Here is a 25,288-nt window from a genome sequence, read left to right on the forward strand (position 1 = left end):
AAGGCCTTTGCCCATGAAATTCCGCTTTCCGATCGTCATCATCGACGAAGACTACCGCTCGGAGAACACCTCCGGTCTGGGGATCCGCGCACTGGCGCAGGCCATCGAATCCGAAGGCTTCGAAGTGCTGGGCGTGACCCGCTACGGCGACCTGTCGCAGTTTGCACAGCAGCAAAGCCGCGCCAGCGCCTTCATCCTGTCCATCGACGACGAGGAGTTCACGCCCGGCCCCGACCTGGACCCGGCGGTGGTGCTCCTGCGCACCTTCATCGAGGAGGTGCGGCGCAAGAACAGCGACGTGCCGATCTACGTGCACGGTGAAACCAAGACCTCGCGCCACATCCCCAACGACATCCTGCGCGAGCTCCACGGCTTCATCCACATGTTCGAGGACACGCCGGAGTTCGTGGCCCGCCACATCATCCGCGAGGCCAAGAGCTACCTGGAGGGCGTGCAGCCGCCGTTCTTCAAGGCGCTGCTCGACTACGCCGAGGATGGCTCGTACTCCTGGCACTGCCCGGGCCATTCGGGCGGCGTGGCGTTCCTGAAAAGCCCGGTGGGGCAGATGTTCCACCAGTTCTTCGGGGAGAACATGCTGCGCGCCGACGTGTGCAACGCGGTGGACGAACTCGGCCAGCTGCTGGACCACACCGGACCGGTGGCGGCCAGCGAGCGCAACGCCGCGCGCATCTTCAATGCCGACCATTGCTTCTTCGTCACCAATGGCACCAGCACCTCCAACAAGATGGTCTGGCACCACACGGTGGCGCCGGGCGACGTGGTGGTGGTGGACCGCAACTGCCACAAGTCCATCCTGCACGCCATCATCATGACCGGGGCCATTCCCGTGTTCATGAAGCCCACGCGCAACCACTTCGGCATCATCGGGCCCATCCCGCAAAGCGAGTTCGAGCCGGCCGCGATCAGGGAAAAGATCAGGGCCAACCCGCTGCTCAAGGGCGTGGATCCGGATAGCGTCAAGCCGCGCGTGATGACGCTGACCCAGTCCACCTACGACGGCGTGATCTACAACACCGAGACCATCAAGAAGATGCTCGACGGCTATGTGGACACGCTGCACTTCGACGAGGCCTGGCTGCCGCACGCGGCCTTCCACCCGTTCTATGGCGCCTACCACGCCATGGGCCGCAACCGGGTCCGGCCGAAAGAGTCGCTGACGTTTGCGACGCAGTCCACCCACAAGCTGCTGGCGGGCATCAGCCAGGCCAGCCACGTGCTGGTGCAGGACTCGCAGAACCGCAAGCTGGACCGGCACCTGTTCAACGAGGCCTACCTCATGCACACGTCCACCAGCCCGCAGTACGCGATCATCGCCAGCTGCGACGTGGCTGCCGCCATGATGGAGCCGCCCGGCGGCACCGCGCTGGTGGAAGAGAGCATCCTGGAAGCCCTGGATTTCCGCCGCGCCATGCGCAAGGTCGACGAGGAATACGGCAAGGACTGGTGGTTCAAGGTCTGGGGGCCGGACAAGCTGGTGGAAGAAGGGATTGGCCGCGCCGACGACTGGATCATCAAGGGCGAGGCACGCACTGCCAAGTGGCACGGCTTCGGCAACCTGGCCGAGGGCTTCAACATGCTGGACCCGATCAAGTCCACCATCGTCACGCCCGGCCTGGACCTGAACGGCAAGTTCGCCAAGACCGGCATCCCGGCCTCCATCGTGACCCGCTTCCTGGCGGAGCACGGCATCATCGTGGAGAAGACCGGCCTGTACAGCTTCTTCATCATGTTCACCATCGGCATCACCAAGGGCCGCTGGAATACGCTGTTGACGGCGTTGCAGCAGTTCAAGGACGACTACGCCCGCAACCAGCCGATGTGGCGCATCCTGCCCGAGTTCTGCCAGCAGTTCCCGCGCTACGAGCGCATGGGCCTGGCCGACCTGTGCCAGCACGTGCACGAGCTCTATGCCAAGTACGACATTGCCCGCCTCACGACGGAGATGTACCTGAGCGACCTGACGCCGGCCATGAAGCCCAGCGATGCCTTCGCCTACATCGCCCACCGCAAGACGGAGCGGGTGGCCATCGACGAACTGGAAGGCCGCATCACGACCTCACTGGTGACGCCGTACCCGCCGGGCATCCCGCTGCTGATCCCGGGCGAGGTTTTCAACAAGAAGATCGTCGACTACCTGAAGTTCTCGCGCGAATTCAATGCGCAGTGCCCGGGTTTCGAGACCGACATCCACGGCCTGGTGGAAGAGGCCGGGCCGGACGGCAAGCTGAATTACTTCGCCGACTGCGTGCGGGAGGAGTAATGTCATCCCGGACCTGATCCGGGATCCAGGGACGGATTGCGGGTCAAGCCCACTATTGTCCGGAGAGGAATTCTCATTCGATCGCTAAGTTGTTGCTGCGCTTGACCCGCAATCCACCTGTTGCGCGCCAACACCTCGCGGCAAGGCTGTGCGCCGGTCGGCTGCGGCGCGCGGACCAGCCGTTCGGCGCTGGGAGCGCCGAAACGATGCGGAGGTCGGCGAGCGGTTCGTTGCTGTTGCAGGCCTGCGTGTGGGCGGCGAAGCCGCGTGCGGGCGGGCTGTGACGCGCGGCCAGCCCGTTCCGCGCCTTTTCAAGGGGCGGAAGCGGCGCCGGGGAACGGACTTGCGGGCTTCAGACTCATCGTGGTCCCGGGGCAAGCTCACATCCACGAGCAATTGCCAGCGCCCCGCAATGACAGCCTTATTCGGCGATGCCACCCACCACGTGGCTGAAGCCGCCGTCCACGTACATGATCTCGGCCGTCACACCGGCGGCGAGGTCGCTCAGCAGAAAAGCCGCCACGTTGCCCACGTCGTCGATGGTGATGTTGCGGCGGATCGGCGAGGCCTCGGCCACGACCGAGAGGATCTTGCCGAAGCCCTTGATGCCGCTGGCGGCCAGGGTCTTGATCGGGCCGGCACTGATGCCGTTGACCCGCATTCCCTTGGGTCCCAGCGATTCGGCCAGGTAGCGCACCGAGGCCTCCAGCGAGGCCTTGGCCAGCCCCATGGTGTTGTAGTTGGGGACGGTACGGATCGCGCCCAGGTAGGTCAGGGTGACGAGGGCCGACTTGTCATTCAAGTAGGGCAGGGCGGCCTTGGCCATGGCGGGGAAGCTGTAGGCGCTGATGTCGTGGGCGATCTTGAAGCCCTCGCGCGACAAGCCCTCCAGGAAATCCCCGGCGATCGCCTCGCGCGGCGCATAGCCGATGCTGTGGACGAAGCCGTCGAACTTCGGCCAGGCGGCCGACAGGTCCTTGAAGAGCTTGTCGATCTGCGCGTCGTCGCCGACGTCGCAGTCGAAGATCAGGTTGGAGCCGAAGTCCGCCGCGAACTCGGTGATGCGCTCCTTGAAGCGCTCGCCCACATAGCTGAAGGCGAGTTCCGCGCCCTGCGCGTGGCAGGCCTTGGCGATGCCATAAGCAATGGAGCGGTTCGACAGAACGCCGGTGATCAACAATTTCTTGCCAGTGAGGAAGCCCATAAGTCTCTCGAATCGGTAAAAAGTCGGCAGAATTGTCGCATGCGAGGTTTGTTGCTTGTCCTGGCGTCGATGCTGGCTGTGCCGTCCTGGGCTGCGCACGGGTACGCGCTCTGGGGCGACCTCAAGTATCCGTCCGGCTTTGCCAATTTCGACTACGTCAACCCGGGCGCACCCAAGGGGGGCGAGCTGCGGCTGGTCAGCAACCTGCGGGTGTCGACCTTCGACAAGTACAACCCGTTCACCATCAAGGGCTCAGCCCCAGCGTACTTGGCCGCCCTCATGTTCGACAGCCTGCTGATCGGCGCCCTGGACGAGACCGGCTCGGGCTACGGCCTGCTGGCCGAGGATGTCCAGATGGCGCCCGACGGCTTGTCCGCCACCTTCCGTTTGCGCAAGGAGGCCCGGTTCCACAACGGCGACCCGGTCCTCGCGGCGGACGTGAAGCACAGCTATGACACCTTGATGGGCCCGTTCACATCCCCGGCCTACAAGACGGCGCTGGAGGATGTGGCGGGCCTGGACGTGCTGGACGAGCGAACGGTGCGTTACCGCTTCAAGCGCCTGAACCGCGAGGTGCCGCTCACCGTTGGCGGGCTGCCCGTGTTCAGCCGCAAATGGGGCATGGAGGACGGCAAAGCCAAACCCTTCGACCAGGTAGTGATGGATATTCCGATCGGCAGCGGCCCCTACAAGATCGGACCGGTTCGATTCGGCAAGGACATCACCTACGTGCGCGACCCAGCCTACTGGGCCCGCGATCTCAATGTGCGCCGCGGCAGCGCCAACTTCGAGCGCATCACAGTCAAGATCTACAAGGACAACACCGCGCGGCTCGAGGCCCTGAAAGCCGGCGAGTTCGACCTGATGCGCTTCTTCTCCGCCGGCGACTGGGCTCGCCGCGTGAACGGCAAGCGTTTCAAGACCGGCGAGCTGGTCAAGGGCGAGTTCAAGCACAAGCTGCCTTCGGGCTTTCAGAGCTACGTGCTCAACACACGCAAGGACAAGCTGAAGGATGTGCGCGTGCGCGAGGCGCTGGGGATGGCGATCGACTACGAGTGGATGAATCGCCAGATGTTCTACAACTCCTACCAGAGGGTGGTGGGCCTCTTCGGCAACACCGACTGCCAGGCCACGGGTTCGCCGGGGCCCGAGGAACTGGTCCTGCTGGAGCCCTGGCGCGGCAAGATACCTCCGGCGGTATTCGGCCCGATGTACCAGCCGGTGCGCACCGACGGCGAATCCTCCCTGCGCGACAACCTGCGGCGGGCACGCGATCTCCTGAAGGAGGCGGGCTGGGAGGTACGCGATGGCGCCTTGCGCAACGCCAAGGGCGAGCCGCTGGTGCTGGAATACCTCGACAGCAACGAGAGCGGCGCCCGGGTGGTCAGCCCCTGGATCCGCAACCTGGAGAAGCTCGGTGTGCAGCTGAACTTCCGCCCCGTGGACTTCGCGCTTTATCAGCAGCGGTTGCAGAAATTCGACTTCGAGATCACCTCGCTGGCATACCAGGGCACGCACACGCCGGGCCAGGAATTCGCAGACCTGTTCGGCAGCAAGGCGGCCGACATAGAAGACTCGGGCAACCACGCCGGGGTGAAGAGCCCGGCGGTCGATGCGATGATCTCGCGCATGACGGGCGCTCGAACCAAGGCGGAACTGTTGCCGGCCTGCCGTGCACTGGAGCGGATCATCGCGCACAGCCACTACCTGATTCCGCAGTGGACCGCGGGCACCCACCGCATTGCCTACAACGCGTGGCGCCTGGCGCTACCGCCCGCCATGCCGCCCTATGCGCAAAGCGAAGCCTGGGCCATCGACACCTGGTGGGCCAAACCGGCGGGGTCTTCCACGCCCCCCGCCGCGCAGCCCTGAAGCATGGCCTCGTACATCCTCAAACGCCTGTTGCTGATGCTGCCGACGCTGCTGGGCGTGCTGCTGGTGACCTTCGTCGTGACCCAGTTCGTGCCGGGCGGGCCGGTGGAGCAGTACCTGGCCGAAGCCAAGGCCGGTGGGGGCGGTGCCGCCGAAGGCGGGGGCCTGAGCTACCGCGGCGCCCAAGGCGTGGACCCCAAGCGCGTCGAGGAGATCAAGAAGCTATACGGTTTCGACAAGCCGCCGCATGAGCGCTTCTGGCAGATGCTGGGCCAGTACGCCCGCTTCGACCTGGGCCGCAGCTTCTTCCAGAACAAGGACGTCTGGCAGCTGATTCGAGAGAAGCTGCCCGTGTCCATCAGCCTGGGACTGTGGACGTTTTTCATCAGCTACCTGATCGCCGTACCCTTGGGGGTGGCCAAGGCCGTTCGAGCAGGGTCGCGCTTCGACCTCGTCACCACCCTGTTGGTACTGGTGGGCTACGCCATTCCCGGCTTCGTCCTGGGCGTGGCCTTGCTGGTGGTGTTTGGCGGCCAGCTGCAGTGGTTCCCGCTGCGCGGCCTGACATCGAGCAATTGGGATGAATTGAATTGGGGCGCACGCATCGTCGACTATCTGTGGCACATCACGCTGCCGGTGACGGCGATGGTGGTGGGCAGCTTCGCCGTGACCACCATGCTGACCAAGAACTCGTTCCTGGAAGAGATCCGCAAGCAATACGTGCTGACGGCGCGCGCCAAGGGCCTGGCCGAACGCCAGGTACTGTGGAAGCACGTGTTCCGCAATGCGCTGATGCCGATCATCGCGGGCTTTCCGGCGGCTTTCCTGGGCGCCTTTTTCACGGGCTCGCTGCTGATCGAAACCTTGTTCTCGCTGGATGGCCTGGGCCTGCTGAGCTATGAGAGCGTGATCCGGCGCGACTACCCGGTCGTGCTGGGCACCTTGTACCTGTTCACGCTGATCGGGCTGGTCACCAAGCTCATCAGCGACCTCGGCTACGTCTGGGTAGACCCCCGTGTCAAATTCGACTGAAGCCGCCGCACCTTTTCTCACACCGGGCGGCCTGGCCCCCGGGGCGAGCGCGCCTGTGGGTGGCACCGTGGCCACTGCCGCCGTCGGGCCCCACCTGTCGCCGGGCCGCAGAGCGTGGCTGCGCTTCAAACGCAACCGGCTGGGCTTCTGGAGCCTGGTGCTGTTTGGCGCCATACTCGTCCTGAGCCTGTTCGCCGAAGTCATCTCCAATGACCGTCCGCTGATCGTCCGCTACAACGGCTCGTTCTATTTCCCGATCACGACCACCTATTCGGAAAAGACTTTCGGCGGCGACTTCGAGACCGCCACCGACTATCTGGACCCTTTCATCCGCGAGCAGTTGTCCAAGGGCGGCAATTGGGCCGTCTACTCGCCCAACCCCTATGGGTCGAAGACCATCAACTATTTCGCCAAGGAGCCCAACCCCTCCCGGCCCACCCGCGACAACCTCTTGGGAACCGACGACCGCGGGCGCGACTTGCTGGCCCAACTCATCTACGGATTTCGCCTCAGCGTGCTGTTCGCGCTGGCCCTCACGGCCATCGGCATCCTGATCGGAGTCGTGACGGGTGCGATCCAGGGGTTCTTTGCCGGAAAGACCGACCTGGCATTCCAGCGGTTTATCGAGATCTGGGACTCGATGCCGGAGTTGTACCTGCTGATCATCTTCAGCGCCATCTTCGCGCCGAGCGTGGCCTTGCTGCTCGTGCTGCTCAGCCTGTTCGGCTGGATGGGGCTGTCGCAGTACGTGCGCGCCGAGTTCCTGCGCAACCGGCAGATGGAGTACGTGAAGGCGGCGCGCGCCCTTGGCGTGGGTAACGGCCGCATCATGTGGCGCCACATCCTGCCCAACAGCATGACGCCGGTCATCACCTTCCTGCCATTTCGCATGAGCGGTGCAATCCTGGCCCTGACATCGCTGGATTTCCTTGGCTTGGGGGTGCCACCCGGCACGCCGTCGCTGGGTGAACTGCTGAGCCAGGGCAAGAACAACATCGACGCCTGGTGGATATCGCTGTCCACCTTCGCCGTGCTGGTGATCACCTTGCTGCTGCTCACGTTCATGGGCGATGCGCTTCGAGATGCGCTCGACCCACGAAAGGCCGATGTATGACGGCGCCTCTGCTCGACGTCAAGGATTTACGCGTCTCGTTCGGTGGCAAGGAGGTCGTGCATGGCGTCGACTTCAGCATCGGTGCCGGCGAGAAGCTGGCGCTGGTGGGCGAGTCGGGCTCCGGTAAAACCGTGACTGCGCTCAGCCTGCTGCGGCTGGTCCACAACGCCCACATCACGGGCAAGGCGGAATTTGCCGGCCGCGACCTGCTTGGGCTGCCGGAACGCGAGTTGCTGGGCGTGCGCGGGCGCGAGATCGCGATGATCTTCCAGGAGCCGATGACGGCGCTCAATCCGCTGTACACCGTAGGCAACCAGATCGCCGAGGTCCTGCAGCTCAAGGAATCGCTCTCGCGGCAACAAGCGCATCAGGCGGCCATTGGCCTCCTGGCGGACACCGGCATCCCCGAGCCGGAGCGGCGCGCCGATGCTTATCCGCACCAGCTGTCGGGCGGCCAGCGGCAGCGCGCCATGATCGCCATGGCCCTGGCTTGCCGGCCCAAGCTGCTATTGGCCGACGAGCCGACCACGGCCCTGGACGTGACCTTGCGCGGGCAGATCCTGGGCCTGCTCGGCGATCTGCAGCAGCGCTACGGCATGGCGGTGCTGATGATCACGCACGACTTGAACCTGGTGCGCAAGTTCGCCGACCGCGTGGCGGTGATGGAGGATGGCTGGCTGGTGGAGCAGGGCAGCGTCGCGCATGTCTTTAGCAACCCACAGCATCCCTACACCCGCAAGCTGATCGAAAGCCGTCCGGCGCGCGAGCTCGAGGAGGCGCCGGCCAAGGGCGCCGAGCCGGTGATGCGCGCGACCGACCTGCGCGTGAAGTACGCGATCCCGATTGCGGGAATCCGGGGCTGGTTCAAGAAGGATGAATTCGTCGCCGTGAAAAATGCCGGCTTCGCCATCGCGCCGGGACGGACGCTCGGCGTGGTGGGGGAGTCGGGCTCCGGCAAATCCACCTTGGCGCTTGCCGCGCTGGGCCTGATCCCCTTTGGCGGTCAGATCGAGGTGGTCGGTCGGCGCTGGGGGCCGGACGCGGCGGGCAACAAGGCGATCCGGCGGTTGGTCCAGGTGGTTTTCCAGGACCCTTTTTCATCCCTGTCTCCCCGCATGACAGTGGAAGAGATCGTCGGAGAGGGCCTGCTGGTTCACGAGCCCGGTCTGCCGCTTCCGCAACGTCGCGAGCGCGTGATCCAGGCCCTGGCCGACGTCGGATTGCGTGAGGCGCAGTTCCCCGGCCTGCTGCAGCGCTATCCCCACGAGTTCTCCGGCGGCCAGCGCCAGCGGCTGGCGATCGCCCGGGCACTGATCGTCCAGCCCGAATTGCTGGTCCTGGACGAGCCGACCAGCGCGCTCGACGTCACGATCCAGAAGCAGGTGCTGCGCCTCTTGCAGAAGCTGCAAAAGGAAAAAAAGCTGAGCTACCTGCTGATCACCCACGACGTGGACGTGATCCGGGCAATGGCCCACGACGTGATGGTCATGAAGGATGGCGACATCGTGGAATCCGGCCCGGTGCTGCAGGTGCTGGACGCTCCGCGCGACGAGTACACCCGCACGCTGGTGGCGGCAGCGTCGTGAGGGCGGTCATGCCGACCAAGCCCGCCACGGTCATTCCCGAGTCGGAAGTAGAGCTCACGGCCATGCGGGCCCAGGGGGCCGGGGGCCAGAACGTCAACAAGGTTTCCAGCGCCATCCACCTGCGCTTCGACATTCGCAACTCATCCTTGGCAGAGGACCATAAAGAGCGGCTGTTGTCCTTGCCGGATCAGCGGATCACCCGCGACGGCGTCCTGGTCATCAAGGCGCAGACCCACCGCAGCCAGGACATGAACCGGGCCGAAGCCCTGGGCCGGTTGCAGGAGCTGGTGGACAGCGTCGCCGCTCCCCCGCGAGTGCGCCGCCCCACCAAGCCGACGCCGGGTTCGAAAAAGCGCCGGCTGGAAGCCAAGAACCTGCGTTCGCAAGTCAAGCTGCTGCGCGGCAAGGTCAGCGAATAGCGGACACGGCGCGGCGATGTCCGGGGTCACAATGCCCCGGCGACTCCTGCCGCTCCAGCGATCACCAGACTGGCGCCCCACACCAGGTCCAGATCGAACCAGGCGCGGCGCAGGAATTGCAGTCCCAGGTAGCGGTACACCGCCCAGGCCATGCCGACTCCGGCGAGCATCATCGCCAGCGTATGCACCAGCGCGACGGCCACGGCGGTGGCGACGTTGGATTGCGCCAGGTAGTTCATGACGGCGGCGTCGGCAGGCCCCGCCACGCACAGCCCCAGCATGAACGGCACCAGCATCAGCCCCGCACCCTGCGCGGTAGCCATCAGAAACGACCACCACGCAAGCTGCGTCGGGCGAATCCGCGCCAATGCCCGGGGGTGGCGCCGTTCGATGAGCTTGTAGATTCCGAACAGCAGGACCAGCGTGCCCGCTCCCAGGCGGACCGCGCGGCTCCACTCCACATACCAGCTGAGCCAGGCGAACGGCACCAGCACGACCGCCATCGCGGCGAAATGCCCGCCGCCCAATGGCAGCAGGGTGGAAAACACCGCTCCGGCACGGCGTGCCGCCATGCCGTTGGCGACCGCGATGGGCCATCCCATCGCTGGGTTGAGACCGTGATAGAACCCGATTGCGAGAATCGCGAGCCAGAGCGCCGCGGTAGCGTTCAAGCCGACGGGTAGCAGAACGAATCGGTCGAGCAGTCGCCGCCCTGCAGGCGGATCTGGTGCGCGGCGTAATCCGGCCCGAAATCGACGTGGAAATCCGGGTCGATCTTGATGCCACCGCCGGCGCCTACATTGCACATCGCTTGCACGCCGGGCACACCGTCGGGATAGAACTGCGGATCCCAGCTGCTGTAGAGCGAATTGGTGAAATACACGCGCTTGCCGTCCCGGCTGATCTCCGTCATCTGCGGGCCGCCGCCGAAGGGCCGGCCGTTCGGATGCTGCGTGTGCTGCGCGATGCCACCGATGCGCACGCTGCCGGCCAAGGCCGGCTTCATCGGATCGGTCACGTCGTACTGTCGCAGTTCGCCGGTGCCCCAGCACGCGACGTAGAGGAAGCGATCGTCAAGCGAGAGGTCGATGTCGCTGATCAGCGGCGGCACGGCGCCAAAGCCCTTCAAGAGCGGCGGAAGATTCGCTGCATCAGCTGGCTCGGGCGGGATGGTGGCCGTCTTCTTGATGTTGAATTTGCCGTTCTCGCGGTACCAGGTCCAGATCGATCCTTCCAGATTGGTGGTATCGACAACCACCCCGATAAAACCGTACTCGCGCGTGGGATCGTGCGCGGGGCGAATCTCGAGCGCCATCTGGTGGTTGGCGCCGAGGTCGATGCTCTGCACGTGGGTGCGGCCGCGCAGATCCCAGAAATGCACGGCGTGGCCATACTTGTTGGCGAGCAGGTCCTCCGCGACGATGCCGTTTTCGAACTGCGGGGGCAGGGCCCATTCGCTGGACACCATGTAATCACGCGGCAGGTTCCACCAGAAGTCGTAGTGCAGTTGTTGCGGACCGCGGTCGATCTCCCAGCGCCCCAAGAGCTCGAAGGTCTCGCAGTCCATGACGAACACGCCTGGCGGCCCCTGGGTGCCGTCCGGACCAGAGCCCCCGAGGGTGCTGACGTAGATGCCTTCGGGGCCGCAATGCACGGTATGCGGCCGCGAGTAGCCGGTCTTGTGCATCACCTCTTCCGGCTCGATCGTCTTGATGAGCTTGGGCGCGCTCGGATCGGGCTGGGTATCGACCACGTAGATGCGCGACGAGCGCATGCCGGGAATGATGAGGTAGCGGCGCTGCAGGAAGGCGTGCCCCGACATCGGCGACAGAGCTGAACTGCAGGCGTTCCAGCCGAAGTGGTGGAATTCGTCGCCGCGATTCGGCATCTCGAGCCGGTTCAGCACCTTCCCATAGGTTTTCGACGTCGGGTCGACATCGACGACCGCCAATGCGTCGGGCCGAGACCGGTCCGGTGACAAAAGCGCCGTGTAGGCGATATGTTCGGCTTCGGCCTCCATCGCCAAGCGTGGCGAGGGGTGGAACGTGGGATCCGGGCGCAATGTTTCCAACATGGCAGTTACCTCCCCAAGCCAGGACGCTATGGACCTTTGATAATGGTTCGAGGCCGCCCGCTGTCAAGCTTTTTTGCCCGTGCGGAGCTCGGCAGTTCTACTGCCAACAGAGGGGCGTAATGCCTTGCAGAACAATGCGTTACGCGGTACAATCCTTGCTTCACGACCAAACGGGCGGGTAATCACCGCCCGTTTTTTTTGGTCGATCGCATTTCAAGGGATACCGCACAACAGTGGCGCTGCAGGACATCGTAGAGCAAACAGTAGCCGGCCTCGGTTACGAATTGGTGGAGATCGAGCGCTCCGCCGGGGGCCTGCTGCGCATCACGATCGACCTGCCGTGGAACCCGGGCGAGGAGCAGTTTGTCAATGTAGAAGACTGCGAGAAGGTGACGCGGCAGTTGCAGTTCGCCCTGGAGGTCGAGGGCGCCGAGTACAAGCGGCTGGAAGTGTCGTCGCCGGGCATAGACCGGCCGTTACGTAGCGACAAGGATTTCGAGCGTTTTGCCGGCCAGATGGTCGACATCACGCTCAAGGCGCCGATGGGCGCCGCGGCGGACGGCCAGGTGGCCGCCAACCGCAAGAAGTTTCGCGGCACGCTGGAGCGCGCTGACGCAGGTGGCTGGCAGATCGTCTGGAGCGATGAGCCAACCGTCAAGCCGGGCCAGAAGGTGAGCAAGAAGAGGGAGCCCGCGCCCCTGCGGGCATTGGGTTTTGCGCTGGACGAGCTGAAGGAAGCCCGGCTGGCACCGGTTGTTGATTTCAAGGGCAGAAAGCCCAAGGCAGTAGGAGAGTCGTGAAATGAATCGCGAATTGTTGATGCTGGTCGAAGCGATCTCGCGCGAGAAGAACGTCGAACGCGACGTGGTTTTCGGCGCGGTGGAATCGGCGCTGGCCCAGGCTACCAAGAAGCTGTACGAAGGCGACGTGGACATCCGCGTGGCGATCGACCGCGATAGCGGCAACTACGAAACCTTCCGCCGCTGGCACGTCGTTCCGGACGAGGCCGGCCTGCAGCTGCCCGACCAGGAAATCCTGCTGTTCGAAGCCAAGGAGCAAATCGCCGACATCGACGTGGACGACTACATCGAGGAATCGGTGGATTCGGTCCCGATCGGCCGCATCGGCGCGATGGCCGCCAAGCAGGTGATCCTGCAGAAGATCCGCGACGCCGAGCGCGAGATGCTGCTCAACGACTTCATGTCGCGCGGCGACAAGATCTTCGTGGGCACCGTCAAGCGCATGGACAAGGGAGACATCATTGTCGAATCGGGCCGCGTCGAAGGGCGCCTGCGCCGCGGCGAGATGATCCCCAAGGAAAACCTGCGCAACGGCGACCGCGTCCGCGCCATGATCATGGAAGTGGACCTGACGCTGCGCGGCGCGCCCATCATCCTGTCGCGCTCCGCCCCGGAATTCATGATCGAGCTGTTCCGCCAGGAAGTGCCCGAAATCGAGCAGGGCCTGCTGGAGATCAAGAGCTGCGCCCGCGACCCCGGTTCGCGCGCCAAGATCGCCGTGCTCTCGCACGACAAGCGCGTCGACCCGATCGGCACCTGCGTCGGTGTCCGAGGCACGCGTGTCAATGCCGTCACCAATGAACTGGCCGGCGAGCGCGTCGACATCGTGCTGTGGAGCGAAGATCCGGCGCAGTTCGTGATCGGTGCGCTGGCCCCGGCCAACGTTTCTTCCATCGTCGTGGACGAAGAGAAGCACGCCATGGACGTGGTGGTCGACGAGGAAAACCTCGCGATCGCCATCGGCCGCGGCGGCCAGAACGTGCGCCTGGCCTCCGACCTGACGGGCTGGAAGATCAACATCATGGATGCGAACGAATCGGCGCAGAAGCAGGCCGAGGAGACCGACACGATCCGCAAGCTCTTCATGGAAAAGCTCGACGTCGACCAGGAAATCGCCGACATCCTGTTCTCCGAAGGCTTCACCAGCCTGGAGGAAGTGGCCTACGTGCCGATCCAGGAAATGCTGGAGATCGAATCCTTCGACGAAGACACCGTGAACGAGCTGCGTTCACGCGCCAAGGATGCGCTGCTGACGATGGAGATCGCCCGCGAAGAGAGCGTCGAGGAAGTCTCGCAGGACCTGCGCGACCTCGAAGGCCTGAGCCCGCAACTGATCGCCAAGCTGGCCGAGGCCGGCGTCCACACCCGCGACGACCTGGCCGACCTGGCCGTCGATGAACTTACCGAAATCACCGGCCAGTCCGCGGACGAGGCCAAGACCCTGATCATGAAAGCGCGCGAGCACTGGTTCACCAGCGCCACCGCCGCTCACGAGTAATGTGATGGAAGGCACCACAACACATGTCAAGTACCACCGTCGCCGAGTTTGCCGCCGAACTCAAGAAATCTCCGGACACGCTGCTTGAACAGCTTCGCAGCGCCGGCGTGGCCAAATCCGCCACGACCGATGCCCTCAGCGAAGCCGACAAGCAGAAGCTGCTGGGTTACCTGCAAGCCAGTCACGGCACTGCCGCGCCTGAACGCAAGAAGATCACCCTGGTGAAGAAATCCACCAGCGAGATCAAGCAGGCCGACTCGTCCGGCAAGGCCCGCACCATCCAGGTGGAAGTGCGCAAGAAGCGCACCTTCGTCAAGCGCGACGAGGGCGGCGACACGGCCGTGATCGAGGCGCCCGAACCCGAGGTGCAAGCCCCGGCGCCTTCGCGTGCCGAAGATGCCGAACTCGCCCGCCGCGAGGAAGAAGCACGGCGTCAGGCCGAGCTGATCCGCAGGCAGGAAGAGGACCTGGCGGAAAAGCGCCGCCAGCGCGAAGAAACCGAAAGGCGCGAACGCGAAGCCGAAGAGCGCGCCGCGAACTACGCCGCCAACGAAGACCAGAAGAAGGTCCAGGCCAGCACCGAGAAGGCCGAGGCCAACCAGGAAGCCGCTGACGCAGCTGCTGCACGCGTTGCAGCCCAGGCCGAGGCGCGTGAGAAGGCTGCCGCTGAGTCCAAGGCGCGTGCCGACGAGGAAGCCGCCCGCGCGGCCGACCTCGGCGATCGCCGCCGCAAGGCCGAGGCCGAGGCTGCCGCTATCCGTTCGATGATGTCCGCACCCAAGAAGGTGCTGGTCGCGCACAAGCCGCCCGAAAAGATCGTGGTCAAGGCCGAGCCGGCCAAGCCCGCCGCCAAAGGCACGCTGCACAAGCCGGCCGTCGGCACCGGCACCGGCCGTCCCGCCACGGGCGCTCCGGCACCGGCCGGTGGACCGGGCGCAGGCAAGGAAGTCAAATCGGCCAAGCTGTCGTCCAGCTGGGCCGGCGATCCTTCCAAGAAGAAGGCCATTCCGACCCGTGGCGACGCCACCGGCGGCGTGGGCCGCAACAGCTGGCGCGGAGGCCCGCGTGGCCGCCGTGGCAACGAGCGCGATCATCGCGACGACCATGTGCAAGCCGCACCGGTCGAAGCACGCGTGATCGAAGTGCACGTGCCCGAAACCATCACGGTCGCCGAACTGGCGCACAAGATGGCCGTCAAGGCCTCCGAGGTGATCAAGCACCTGATGAAGCTGGGCCAGATGGTCACCATCAACCAGCCGCTGGACCAGGACACGGCCATGATCGTGGTCGAGGAAATGGGCCACAAGGCCGTCACGGCCGCGCTGGACGACCCGGAAGCCTTCACCGAAGAAGACGTCGGAGCAACCGAGGGCGAAGCCCTTCCGCGCGCCCCGGTGGTCACCGTCATGGGCCACGTCGACCACGGCAAGACTTCACTGCTGGACTACATCCGCCGCGCCAAGGTGGCGGCGGGCGAAGCCGGCGGCATCACCCAGCATATCGGCGCGTATCACGTACAGACCGAGCGCGGGATGATCTCCTTCCTGGACACCCCGGGCCACGAAGCGTTCACCGCCATGCGTGCCCGTGGTGCGCAAGCCACCGACATCGTGATCCTGGTGGTCGCGGCCGACGACGGCGTGATGCCTCAGACCAAGGAAGCCATCAAGCACGCGAAGGCGGCCGGTGTGCCCATCGTGGTCGCGATCAACAAGATCGACAAGCCAGATGCCAACGCGGACCGCGTGAAGCAGGAACTGGTGACCGAAGAGGTCGTGCCGGAAGAGTACGGCGGCGAATCGCCGTTCGTGGCGGTGTCGGCCAAAACCGGCGAGGGCATCGATGCCCTGCTGGAGCAGGTTCTGCTGCAAGCCGAAGTGCTGGAACTGAAGGCGCCGGTCGAAGCCATGGCCAAGGGCCTGGTCATCGAAGCCCAGCTGGACCGGGGCCGCGGTCCCGTGGCCACCGTGCTGGTGCAGTCCGGTACGCTCAAGACCGGTGACGTGGTGCTGGCCGGCCAGACCTATGGCCGCGTGCGAGCCATGCTGGACGAGGACGGCAAGCCGATCAAGACGGCCGGTCCGTCGATCCCGGTGGAAATCCAGGGCCTGACCGAAGTGCCGCAAGCCGGCGACGAATTCATGGTGATGACCGACGAGCGGCGCGCCCGCGAAATCGCGACCTACCGTGCCGGCAAGTTCCGCAACACCAAGCTGGCCCGCCAGCAGGCCTCCAAGCTGGAGAACATGTTCACCGACATGACCGCCGGCGAAGTGAAGATGGTTCCCATCATCATCAAGGCCGACGTGCAGGGTTCGCAGGAAGCGCTGGGCCAGTCGCTGCTGAAACTTTCCACCGACGAGGTGAAGGTGCAGCTGGTGTACTCGGCTGTGGGCGCCGTCAGCGAATCGGACGTCAACCTGGCTATTGCTTCGAAGGCCGTGATCATCGGCTTCAACGTGCGCGCCGATGCGGGCGCACGCAAGCTGGCCGAAGGCAACGGCGTGGACATCCGCTACTACAGCATCATTTACGACGCGGTGGACGAGCTCAAGGTCGCCATGTCGGGCATGCTAACGCCGGACAAGAAGGAAGAAGTCATCGGTACGGCCGAGATTCGCCAGGTGTTCAAGGTCAGCAAGATCGGCTCTATCGCCGGCTGTATGGTCACCTCCGGCGTGGTTCGCCGCTCGGCGCGCCTGCGCCTGCTGCGCGACAACGTGGTGGTGTTCACCGGCGAGCTGGAGTCGCTCAAGCGCTTCAAGGACGATGCCAAGGAAGTCAAGGAAGGTTTCGAGTGCGGCCTGAACATCAAGGGCTACAACGACATCTCCGAAGGCGACCAGCTGGAGTTCTTCGAGATCAAGGAAATCGCCCGCACGCTGTAAAGCGTGTGGCCTGGTGCCATGCCCGCGAAGAAGTCATCCACGCCCAACCGCAGCTTCAAGGTTGCCGATCAGATCCAGCGCGATCTGACGGAGCTGATCGCGCGCGAGCTGAAGGATCCGCGGGTGGGCATGGTCACCATCCAGGCCGTCGAGGTGACACCCGATTACGCCCACGCGAAGATCTTCTTCAGTGTGCTGGTCGGCGACCCGAAGGAATGTGAAGAAGCGCTCAACCAGGCGGCAGGATTTCTGCGCAACGGCCTGTTCAAGCGCCTGCACATCCACACGGTGCCCACGCTGCACTTCCAGTTCGACCGCACGACCGAGCGTGCGGCGGACATGAACGCCTTGATCGCCAAGGCCGTTTCCTCGCGCGCAAAAGAAGACTAGCCATGAACGCGCCACGCACCAGGGTGCAGCGGCGCCCTGTGCATGGGGTGTTGCTGCTCGACAAACCGCTGGGTCTTTCCAGCAACAACGCTTTGCAGAAGTGCAAATGGCTGCTGCGCGCCGAAAAGGCCGGCCACACCGGCACGCTCGATCCGCTGGCCACCGGCGTCCTGCCCCTGTGCTTCGGCGCTGCGACCAAGTTCAGCCAGCTGCAACTCGATGCCGACAAGACCTATGAGGCTACCGTGCGGCTGGGGGTCAAAACCTCCACCGGCGACGCCGAAGGCGAAGTCATCGAAGAACGTCCGGTCCCGACGATCACCGCCGAGCGCCTGGCCGAGGTGGTTGCGCAGTTCACCGGCGCAATGCGCCAGATGCCTCCCATGCACAGCGCGTTGAAGAAGGACGGAAAGGCCCTGTACGAGTACGCGCGGGCGGGCGAAGAAGTCGAGCGCGAAGCGCGCGACGTAGTCGTCTGGTCGCTGGAACTGGCCTTCGGCGAGACCCCGGACACCCTCAAGCTGCTGGCCAAGGTCAGCAAGGGAACCTACATCAGAACACTCGGCGAGGACATCGGCGAAGCCCTGGGCTGCGGCGGGCATCTCACGTCGCTGCGCCGGATCGCCACCGGTCATTTCGATTTGTCGGGGTGCATCACGCTGGACCGCCTGGAAGCCTTGAGCGAACAGGAACGGCTGTCCTGCCTCAGACCCGTCGATTCCCTGTTGCCCGACCACACGCCCGTCACATTGGACGCGGACAATGCGGGCCGGTTCCTGAGCGGCTTGCGCCGGCGCGGAAACTGGCAGGACAACGAACACATCGCCGTTTTCGGCGAACAACCCCGGGCATTGCTCGGCACGGCCCACATCAAGGGCGGCGAACTCATTCCCGGTCGGCTGCTGAGCCCGCCGGAAGTCGCACAGATTTTGGAAAGCAACCTATGACCAACAAGCAAATCCGCAATATCGCCATCATCGCCCACGTTGACCACGGCAAGACGACCATGGTCGACCAATTGCTGCGCCAGTCCGGCACCTTTGCCGAGCACGAGAAAGTCGTCGACACGGTGATGGACAACAACGCGATCGAACGAGAGCGCGGCATCACGATTCTGGCCAAGAACTGCGCCGTGAGCTGGAAGGGCATGCATATCAACATCGTGGACACGCCCGGCCACGCCGACTTCGGCGGTGAAGTGGAGCGTGCCCTGTCGATGGTGGATGGCGTGGTGCTGCTGATCGATGCGCAGGAAGGCCCCATGCCCCAGACGCGCTTCGTGACCAAGAAGGCGCTGGCCCTCGGCCTGCGGCCCATCCTGGTGGTCAACAAGGTCGACAAGCCGGGCGCTCGGCCCCAGCACGTGGTCAACGCCGCCTTCGACCTGTTCGACAAGCTGGGCGCCACCGACGACCAACTGGATTTCCCCGTGGTCTACGCCTCGGGCATCAACGGATGGACCTCGATGGAAGAGGGCGAGCCGGGCGAGCAGTGGGGTCCCGACATGTCGGCCCTGTTCGATACCGTCCTGAAGCATGTGCCTCCCCATGAAGGCGACCCGGAAGCGCCGCTGCAGCTGCAGATTTCCGCTATCGACTTTTCGAGCTTCGTGGGCCGCATCGGTGTTGGCCGCATCAATGCCGGCACCGTCAAGCCCATGATGGACGTCGTGGTGATGGAAGGCCCGGACGGCAAATCCATCAAAGGCCGGGTGAACCAGGTGCTCACGTTCCAGGGCCTGGACCGCGTGCAGGTGACCGAAGCCGGCCCAGGCGACATCGTGCTGATCAACGGCATTGCCGACATCGGCATCGGCGTCACCATTACCGACCCGATCAATCCGGCGCCGCTGCCCATGCTCAAGGTCGATGAGCCGACCCTGACCATGAACTTCTGCGTGAACACCTCGCCGCTGGCCGGCCGCGAGGGCAAGTACGTCACCAGCCGCCAGATCTGGGACCGCCTGCAAAAAGAACTGCAGTCGAACGTGGCGCTGCGCGTCAAGGAAACCGACGAAGAAGGCATCTTCGAAGTCATGGGCCGCGGCGAATTGCACCTCACCATCCTGCTGGAAAACATGCGCCGTGAAGGCTATGAGCTGGCGGTGTCCAAGCCGCGCGTGGTGTTCAAGGACGTGGGTGGCGCCCGCCACGAACCCATCGAGCTGGTCACTGCCGACATCGAAGACCAGCACCAGGGCGGCGTCATGCAGGCACTGGGCGAGCGCAAGGGCGAACTGGTCAACATGGAACCGGACGGCCGCGGCCGTGTGCGCCTGGAATACCGCATCCCGGCACGTGGCCTGATCGGATTCACCAACGAATTCCTGAACTTGACGCGCGGCTCGGGCCTGATCTCGAACATCTTCGACAGCTACGAGGCCTACAAGGGCGAGATCGCGAGCCGGAAGAACGGCGTGCTGATTTCCATGGATGATGGCGAAATCTTCACCTACGCGCTGGGCAAGCTGGACGACCGCGGCCGCATGTTCGTCCGGGCGAACGACCCGGTCTACGAAGGCATGATCGTCGGCATCCACAGCCGTGACAACGATCTCGTGGTCAACGCCACGCGCACCAAGCAGCTGACCAACTTCCGCGTTTCCGGCAAGGAAGACGCGATCAAGATCACGCCGCCGATCGAGCTCACGCTGGAATACGGGGTGGAGTTCATCGAGGACGACGAACTGGTCGAAATCACGCCCAAGAGCGTGCGCCTGCGCAAGCGCTTCCTGAAGGAGCACGAGCGCAAGCGCTCGTTGCGCGCCGCCTAGGAATGCCTCGCGAGGCATGAAGCTCACCCACACCAAGGCGGTCTTCCTGATGGTGGCCGTGACCCTGATGTGGTCGATCGCTGGCGTGATCACGCGCCAGCTGGAGCATGCGCGCAGCTTCGAGATCACCTTCTGGCGCAGTTTCTTCACCGTACTGTCGCTCTTGGTGATCCTGCCGTTCTTCCAGGGACGCCAGGTCTTCGCCAAGATCCGCAGCGGCGGCCGGGCGCTCTGGATATCGGGGGTTTGCTGGAGCGTGATGTTCACCGCCTTCATGGTGGCGCTCACGCTCACCAGCGTGGCCAATGTGCTGGTCACCATGTCGGTGGGCCCCTTCCTCACGGCCCTGATGGCCCGCGTTTTCATCGGCTACCGCATTCCCATGCGCACCTGGATCGCGATCCTGGTGGCCGGCTGCGGCATCGCCTACATGTACGCGGCGCAAATGTCGGGCGGACAGCTCGCCGGCACCCTGGTGGCGCTTTGCGTGCCTCTGGCCGGCGCCGTGAACTGGACTGTGGTGCAGCGCTCCCAAGCCCGGGGGCTGAACATTGACCTGGTTCCTGCAGTGCTGGTCGGGGCGGTGATTTCGTGCCTGACCACGCTGCCGTTGGCCATGCCGTTCCAGGCCTCGGGCCACGATATCGGGCTGTTGGCCCTGCTGGGCCTGGTCCAGCTGGCGATTCCCTGCGCGTTGTCGGTGATGTGCGCCCGCGTGCTCAAGGCGCCCGAGATTGCGCTGCTGGCGTCGCTGGAAGTGATTTTCGGGATCTTGTTGGCCTGGGTCGGCGCTGACGAAGTGCCGAGCCACACGGTCCTGGCAGGCGGGGCGCTGGTGATCGGCGCCCTGGTGGTCAATGAACTGGTGAGCTGGAGATTAAGGGCATGAGCGACATCCTCTTCGAAATTCGTGCCGGCGTGGGCCTGATCACGCTGAATCGACCCAAGGCGCTGAATGCGCTGACGCTTTCCATGATCCGCGAGCTCACGGCCACGCTGCTGGCGTGGCGCGATGACGCGGCTGTCCAGGCGGTAGCGATTCGGGGCCAAGGCAAGGAAGGGCCGTTCGGCGCATTCTGCGCCGGCGGCGATATCCGCTTCTTCCACCAGGCGGCGCTGGCAGGCGATCCCCGGCTGGAGGACTTCTTCACCGAGGAATACAGCCTCAATCACCTGATCCACCAGTACCCCAAGCCCTATGTGGCCTTCCTGGATGGCATCGTGATGGGCGGTGGGATGGGGATCTCGCAGGGGGCCAGGCTGCGCGTCGTCACCGAGCGCACGAAGATGGCCATGCCGGAAACCAACATCGGCCTGTTCCCGGATGTCGGCGGCGGGTACTTCCTGTCGCGCTGTCCCGGCCGCCTGGGCGAATACCTGGCGCTGACCGGCCACATGATCAGCGGTGCCGATGCAGTGGCTGCGGGGCTCGCTGACGTCTTCGTCGCATCAAGCGACCTTCCTGGCTGGTGGGACCGGCTGGCGGCCCAGGGCGCGACGGCCGAGCCGGCTGGGCAGGCGCAAGCGGGCCAAAGCCAGTTGGCGCTGGCGCGGGGCCAGATCGATGCCGTGTTTGGCCTGGCTAGTGTGACCCAGATCGTTGCGGCACTCGAAGCCGACATGTCGCCCTGGGCGGTCGAAACGGTCGCCGCGCTGCGCAAACGCTCACCGCTGATGCTGCACGTCGTGCTGGAACAGGTGCGGCGTGGCCGCCAGATGAGCTTGGCCGACGACCTGCGCATGGAACGCGACATGGTGCGGCATTGTTTTCACCTGCGACCGGGTGCCGCGAGCGAAACGGTGGAGGGCGTCCGGGCGCTGGCCATCGACAAAGACCACAGCCCCCGATGGAATCCGGCGCGGATCGAAGAGGTCCCGCCGGAACTGGTGCAGGCCTTCTTCGACAGCCCCTGGCCGGCGCACGCGCACCCGCTGCGCGACCTGCGCTAGCGATTGCGGCTCTTCATGGCGCGCTCGACCTCGCGCTTGCCTTCCCGATCCTTGATGGTGTCGCGCTTGTCGTGCTCGGCCTTGCCCTTGGCCAGGGCGATCTCGCACTTGACCTTGCCCTCTTTCCAGTGCAGGTTGAGCGGGACCAGGGTGTAGCCCTTCTGCTCGACCTTGCCAATGAGGCGCCGGATTTCTTCCTTGTGCAGCAGCAGTTTCTTGGTCCGCACGGCATCGGGGCTCACGTGGGTGGACGCCGTCTTGAGCGGATTGATCTGGCAGCCGATCACGTACAGCTCCCCGCCCTTGACCACGACGTAACCGTCAGTCAGCTGCACCTTCCCCTCACGGAGGGCCTTGACTTCCCAGCCCTGCAGCACCATGCCGGCTTCGAACCTCTCCTCGAAGAAGTAGTTGTACGCCGCTTTCTTGTTGTCGGCGATGCGGCTTGCAGTTTCGGGTTTCTTGGCCATGGGCTTACAAATGGGGTGCGTGGCCGTATCTACAATGCCTCGCGGGCTCCGCATTCTCTATGAAAACTGTTCACAAGTCCGTTCTCATCTGGTACAGCGCCGAGGAAATGTTCTCCCTGGTCGTCGATGTCGCCCGTTATCCCGAGTTTCTGCCATGGTGCGACCATGCGGCGGTCCTGGCGCAGGACGAGCATGGCATGAAGGCCGAAATAGGGATTTCCTTCAGCGGGATCCGCCAGGTTTTCCGGACTCGCAACGAACATGTGCCGGGGCGCCAAGTGACGATGAAACTGGTCGACGGGCCGTTTTCCCGGCTGGACGGCCAGTGGAAATTCATTCCCCTGGGCGGGGATAAGCAGCGTGCCTGCAAAGTGGAGCTGGAACTGCACTACGGCTTCGAGAACGCGGCCCTGGGCGCGCTGGTGGGGCCGGTTTTCGACAAGATTGCGGGCAGCTTGGTCGATGCGTTCGTGAAGCGGGCGGAGCAGGTCTATGGCTGAAGGCGGGGTTTCGCGCGTGAGCGTGCTGTACTCGCCGGCACCGCGTGAAGTGCTCGAATGGGAAGTCGTGCTTGCCCCCGGTGCCACCGTCTTGCAGGCCCTGCAGGGCAGTGGCCTGCCGATGGCCTTTCCGGATCTGGATTTGCGCGAGGTTGCCGTGGGTATCTGGGGCCGCAAGGCCCGGCTGGAGCACCTGGTTCGCGACCGTGACCGCATCGAGGTTTACCGGCCGCTCAAGGTGGACCCGAAGCTCGCTCGCCGCGAGCGCTTCCGCCGCCAGGGTGTGCGCGCGGCGGGCCTTTTCGCCCGAAAGCCTTAGCCGCCGGCCGGTTTGCAGTCGCTGGCGACAATCCCGCCGATCCGCTTGGATTCGACAGCCCGCGCGGCGTCGTCCATGATTTCCCGCTCACCCTTGTCGTTCATCCGCGCGATGCGGATGCCGGAGTCCATTTCGGCCTTCGCACGCTTGGCGCGCGTGCAATTATCGGCACGGACCTTCGCCAGCTGTTCTTCCTCGGCCTTCTTTTTCTCGGCCTCGGCCGCGTCGGCCTGCTTTTTCTTTTCTTCCAGCTGCTTGTCCTTGCCCGTGATCTTGGGCGCGTTCGCCTGCACCTTCACGGGTTCAGCTGCCGCCTCGGCCGCAACCGGCGTGCCCTTCACGCCCGGTTGGCGCAGGATGTTCTTGGCCGGGATATCAGCGGGCGGGGACTGGTCGCTGAAGACCTTGCGGCCACCGTTGTCGATCCATTGCCACTGCGCCAGGCAGACAGCGGGGAGGGTGCATGCGAGGCCAAGCAGGGTTACGCGGAGCAGTTTCATTTCGCCAGTGTAGCGCTGCAGTATCGAGGCACGCCAGCCTCCTTTTCCTGCGCGTTGGAACTACGTCACGAACCTGTACTTGCCCCGGCACAGGGTAAGTACCGAGGGCCACGGGTACAATCCGTCTTTTGGAGCTTAGACATGCGCCTCTTAGGAAAAGCGCTCACCTTCGACGATGTGTTGCTGGTGCCGGCGTTCTCCCAGGTCCTGCCCAAGGACACCTCGCTCGCGACCCGCCTCTCCCGAAACATCACCTTGAACCTTCCACTGGTGTCCGCCGCCATGGATACGGTGACCGAGGCGCGCCTGGCGATTGCCATCGCGCAGGAGGGGGGCATGGGGATCGTCCATAAGAACCTCACGGCCAAGCAGCAGGCAGCCGAAGTAGCGCGGGTCAAGCGCTACGAGTCGGGCGTGCTGCGCGATCCGGTCGTCATCACGCCCACCCACACCGTGCGGCAGGTGATCGCCATGCAGGAGCAGCTGGGCATCTCCGGCTTTCCAGTGATCGATGGCGGCAAGGTAGTGGGGATCGTCACGGGCCGCGACCTGCGCTTCGAGACACGCTACGAAGTGCCGGTGAGCCAGATCATGACGCCTCGCGAAAAGCTGATCACGGTCAGGGAGGGCACCAGCCCTGTCGAGGCCAAGGCTCTGCTGAACAAGTACAAGCTCGAACGCTTGCTGGTGATCAACGACTCCTTCGAGCTCAAGGGCCTCATCACGGTCAAGGACATCACCAAGCAGACCAGCTTCCCGAACGCGGCGCGTGACCCCGCGGGCCGCCTGCGCGTGGGCGCGGCGGTGGGTGTCGGCGAGGGCACCGAGGAGCGTGTCGAGGCGCTGGTCAAGGCGGGCGTCGATGCGATCGTGGTCGACACCGCACACGGTCACAGCAAGGGCGTGATCGAGCGCGTGCGCTGGGTCAAGCAAAACTATCCGCAGGTCGACGTGATCGGCGGCAACATCGCCACCGGCGCGGCGGCGCTGGCGCTGGTCGAAGCGGGCGCGGACGCGGTCAAGGTCGGCATCGGCCCCGGCTCGATCTGCACGACGCGCATCGTGGCGGGCGTGGGCGTGCCCCAGATCATGGCCATCGACAATGTGGCGACGGCGCTACAAGGCACCGGCGTGCCGTTGATTGCCGACGGCGGCATCCGCTACTCGGGCGATATCTCCAAGGCCATCGCGGCCGGCGCGCACACGGTGATGATGGGCGGCATGTTCGCCGGCACCGAGGAAGCGCCGGGCGAGATCGTTCTGTACCAGGGCCGTAGCTACAAGAGCTACCGCGGCATGGGGTCGATCGGCGCGATGCAGCAGGGCAGTGCGGACCGCTATTTCCAGGAAGCCACCACTGGCAACCCGAACGCGGACAAGCTGGTGCCCGAGGGCATCGAAGGGCGTGTGCCCTACAAGGGTTCGCTGGTTTCCATCGTGTTCCAGATGGCCGGCGGCCTGCGTGCCAGCATGGGCTATTGCGGTTGCGCCACCATCGAGGAACTGCGCAGCAAGGCCGAGTTCGTGGAAATCACGGCAGCGGGCATCCGCGAAAGCCACGTCCACGACGTCCAGATCACCAAAGAAGCGCCGAACTACCGCGCAGACTGACCCTTAG

At 64.6% G+C, this 25,288-nt stretch carries 22 protein-coding genes; 17 read left to right on the forward strand and 5 right to left on the reverse strand.

Going from position 1 to position 25,288, the window contains the following annotated elements; all coding sequences use genetic code 11:
- The first annotated feature begins 13 nt into the window (after nt 1–13).
- Complete coding sequence (locus HNE04_RS00780; RefSeq protein WP_172215856.1) at nt 14–2,281, forward strand: arginine/lysine/ornithine decarboxylase; 2,268 nt, start codon at nt 14–16, stop codon at nt 2,279–2,281.
- Nucleotides 2,282–2,702: 421 nt separating this feature from the next.
- Here HNE04_RS00780 and fabI read toward each other — a convergent pair whose 3' ends face one another.
- Nucleotides 2,703–3,485, reverse strand: coding sequence for an enoyl-ACP reductase FabI (gene fabI / locus HNE04_RS00785; RefSeq protein WP_172215858.1), 783 nt, complete (start codon nt 3,483–3,485; stop codon nt 2,703–2,705).
- 39 nt (nt 3,486–3,524) lie between these two features.
- On the opposite strand from fabI, the gene HNE04_RS00790 reads away from it, so the two are divergent.
- Genes HNE04_RS00790 through arfB form a run of 5 tightly spaced genes read left to right on the forward strand, consistent with a single transcriptional unit; the run spans nt 3,525 to nt 9,508 of the window.
- Nucleotides 3,525–5,357 carry an extracellular solute-binding protein gene (locus tag HNE04_RS00790; protein ID WP_172215859.1) on the forward strand — a complete coding sequence of 611 codons (1,833 nt, stop codon included), beginning with the start codon at nt 3,525–3,527 and terminating at the stop codon, nt 5,355–5,357.
- A gap of 3 nt (nt 5,358–5,360) precedes the next feature.
- Complete coding sequence (locus tag HNE04_RS00795; RefSeq protein ID WP_172215860.1) at nt 5,361–6,389, forward strand: microcin C ABC transporter permease YejB; 1,029 nt, start codon at nt 5,361–5,363, stop codon at nt 6,387–6,389.
- A gap of 55 nt (nt 6,390–6,444) precedes the next feature.
- A complete protein-coding gene (locus HNE04_RS00800; protein WP_407926582.1) occupies nt 6,445–7,503 on the forward strand; it encodes an ABC transporter permease in 1,059 nt (352 codons plus the stop codon).
- Nucleotides 7,500–9,089 carry an ABC transporter ATP-binding protein gene (locus HNE04_RS00805; RefSeq protein WP_172215861.1) on the forward strand — a complete coding sequence of 530 codons (1,590 nt, stop codon included), beginning with the start codon at nt 7,500–7,502 and terminating at the stop codon, nt 9,087–9,089. The genes HNE04_RS00800 and HNE04_RS00805 overlap by 4 nt, the downstream gene beginning before the upstream one ends.
- An 8-nt stretch (nt 9,090–9,097) precedes the next feature.
- Nucleotides 9,098–9,508, forward strand: a complete 411-nt coding sequence (gene arfB / locus HNE04_RS00810) for an alternative ribosome rescue aminoacyl-tRNA hydrolase ArfB (RefSeq protein WP_172215862.1) — start codon at nt 9,098–9,100, stop codon at nt 9,506–9,508.
- Nucleotides 9,509–9,534: 26 nt separating this feature from the next.
- On the opposite strand, the gene HNE04_RS00815 is transcribed toward arfB, so the two are convergent.
- Together HNE04_RS00815 and HNE04_RS00820 are read right to left on the reverse strand one after the other, a co-directional pair.
- The gene (locus HNE04_RS00815) at nt 9,535–10,110 is read right to left on the reverse strand and encodes a hypothetical protein (protein WP_235964694.1); all 576 of its coding nucleotides are present in this window, start codon (nt 10,108–10,110) and stop codon (nt 9,535–9,537) included.
- Nucleotides 10,111–10,175: 65 nt separating this feature from the next.
- The gene (locus HNE04_RS00820) at nt 10,176–11,582 is read right to left on the reverse strand and encodes a selenium-binding protein SBP56-related protein (protein ID WP_172215864.1); all 1,407 of its coding nucleotides are present in this window, start codon (nt 11,580–11,582) and stop codon (nt 10,176–10,178) included.
- A gap of 233 nt (nt 11,583–11,815) precedes the next feature.
- On the opposite strand from HNE04_RS00820, the gene rimP reads away from it, so the two are divergent.
- From rimP to HNE04_RS00860, 8 genes are read left to right on the forward strand one after another with little or no spacing between them, the layout of a single operon-like run.
- Nucleotides 11,816–12,382, forward strand: coding sequence for a ribosome maturation factor RimP (rimP, locus tag HNE04_RS00825; RefSeq protein ID WP_172215865.1), 567 nt, complete (start codon nt 11,816–11,818; stop codon nt 12,380–12,382).
- 1 nt (nt 12,383) lies between these two features.
- The gene (nusA, locus tag HNE04_RS00830; RefSeq protein WP_172215866.1) at nt 12,384–13,880 is read left to right on the forward strand and encodes a transcription termination factor NusA; all 1,497 of its coding nucleotides are present in this window, start codon (nt 12,384–12,386) and stop codon (nt 13,878–13,880) included.
- A 23-nt stretch (nt 13,881–13,903) separates the two neighbouring features.
- Nucleotides 13,904–16,768 carry a translation initiation factor IF-2 gene (gene infB, locus HNE04_RS00835; protein WP_172215868.1) on the forward strand — a complete coding sequence of 955 codons (2,865 nt, stop codon included), beginning with the start codon at nt 13,904–13,906 and terminating at the stop codon, nt 16,766–16,768.
- 18 nt (nt 16,769–16,786) lie between these two features.
- On the forward strand, nt 16,787–17,158 hold the full coding sequence (gene rbfA, locus HNE04_RS00840) for a 30S ribosome-binding factor RbfA (protein WP_172215870.1): 372 nt from the start codon (nt 16,787–16,789) through the stop codon (nt 17,156–17,158).
- A gap of 2 nt (nt 17,159–17,160) precedes the next feature.
- Complete coding sequence (gene truB / locus HNE04_RS00845) at nt 17,161–18,105, forward strand: tRNA pseudouridine(55) synthase TruB (protein WP_172215872.1); 945 nt, start codon at nt 17,161–17,163, stop codon at nt 18,103–18,105.
- Nucleotides 18,102–19,931 (forward strand): translational GTPase TypA, encoded by a 1,830-nt coding sequence (gene typA / locus HNE04_RS00850; protein WP_172215874.1) that lies wholly within the window; start codon nt 18,102–18,104, stop codon nt 19,929–19,931. Before truB ends, typA begins: the two co-directional genes overlap by 4 nt.
- A 16-nt stretch (nt 19,932–19,947) precedes the next feature.
- Nucleotides 19,948–20,820, forward strand: coding sequence for a DMT family transporter (locus tag HNE04_RS00855; RefSeq protein WP_172215876.1), 873 nt, complete (start codon nt 19,948–19,950; stop codon nt 20,818–20,820).
- Nucleotides 20,817–21,881, forward strand: a complete 1,065-nt coding sequence (locus HNE04_RS00860; protein WP_172215878.1) for an enoyl-CoA hydratase/isomerase family protein — start codon at nt 20,817–20,819, stop codon at nt 21,879–21,881. Before HNE04_RS00855 ends, HNE04_RS00860 begins: the two co-directional genes overlap by 4 nt.
- Here the strand turns inward: HNE04_RS00860 and smpB are convergent.
- Complete coding sequence (gene smpB, locus HNE04_RS00865; RefSeq protein ID WP_172215880.1) at nt 21,878–22,351, reverse strand: SsrA-binding protein SmpB; 474 nt, start codon at nt 22,349–22,351, stop codon at nt 21,878–21,880. The genes HNE04_RS00860 and smpB overlap by 4 nt on opposite strands.
- A 59-nt stretch (nt 22,352–22,410) precedes the next feature.
- Here smpB and HNE04_RS00870 point away from each other — a divergent pair, with 59 nt between their 5' ends.
- Both HNE04_RS00870 and HNE04_RS00875 read left to right on the forward strand, forming a co-directional pair.
- Nucleotides 22,411–22,851 (forward strand): type II toxin-antitoxin system RatA family toxin, encoded by a 441-nt coding sequence (locus tag HNE04_RS00870; protein ID WP_172215882.1) that lies wholly within the window; start codon nt 22,411–22,413, stop codon nt 22,849–22,851.
- Nucleotides 22,844–23,170 carry an RnfH family protein gene (locus HNE04_RS00875; protein ID WP_172215884.1) on the forward strand — a complete coding sequence of 109 codons (327 nt, stop codon included), beginning with the start codon at nt 22,844–22,846 and terminating at the stop codon, nt 23,168–23,170. The genes HNE04_RS00870 and HNE04_RS00875 overlap by 8 nt, the downstream gene beginning before the upstream one ends.
- Here HNE04_RS00875 and HNE04_RS00880 read toward each other — a convergent pair.
- Nucleotides 23,167–23,670 carry a DUF4124 domain-containing protein gene (locus tag HNE04_RS00880; protein ID WP_172215886.1) on the reverse strand — a complete coding sequence of 168 codons (504 nt, stop codon included), beginning with the start codon at nt 23,668–23,670 and terminating at the stop codon, nt 23,167–23,169. The two genes, HNE04_RS00875 and HNE04_RS00880, sit on opposite strands and share 4 nt — an antisense overlap.
- Before the next feature lie 141 nt (nt 23,671–23,811).
- On the opposite strand from HNE04_RS00880, the gene guaB reads away from it, so the two are divergent.
- Nucleotides 23,812–25,281, forward strand: coding sequence for an IMP dehydrogenase (gene guaB / locus HNE04_RS00885; protein ID WP_172215888.1), 1,470 nt, complete (start codon nt 23,812–23,814; stop codon nt 25,279–25,281).
- Nucleotides 25,282–25,288 lie beyond the last annotated feature (7 nt).

The sequence above is a fragment of the Caenimonas soli genome (genome assembly GCF_013155545.1).
Classification (GTDB): Bacteria; Pseudomonadota; Gammaproteobacteria; order Burkholderiales; family Burkholderiaceae_C; genus Ramlibacter; species Ramlibacter soli.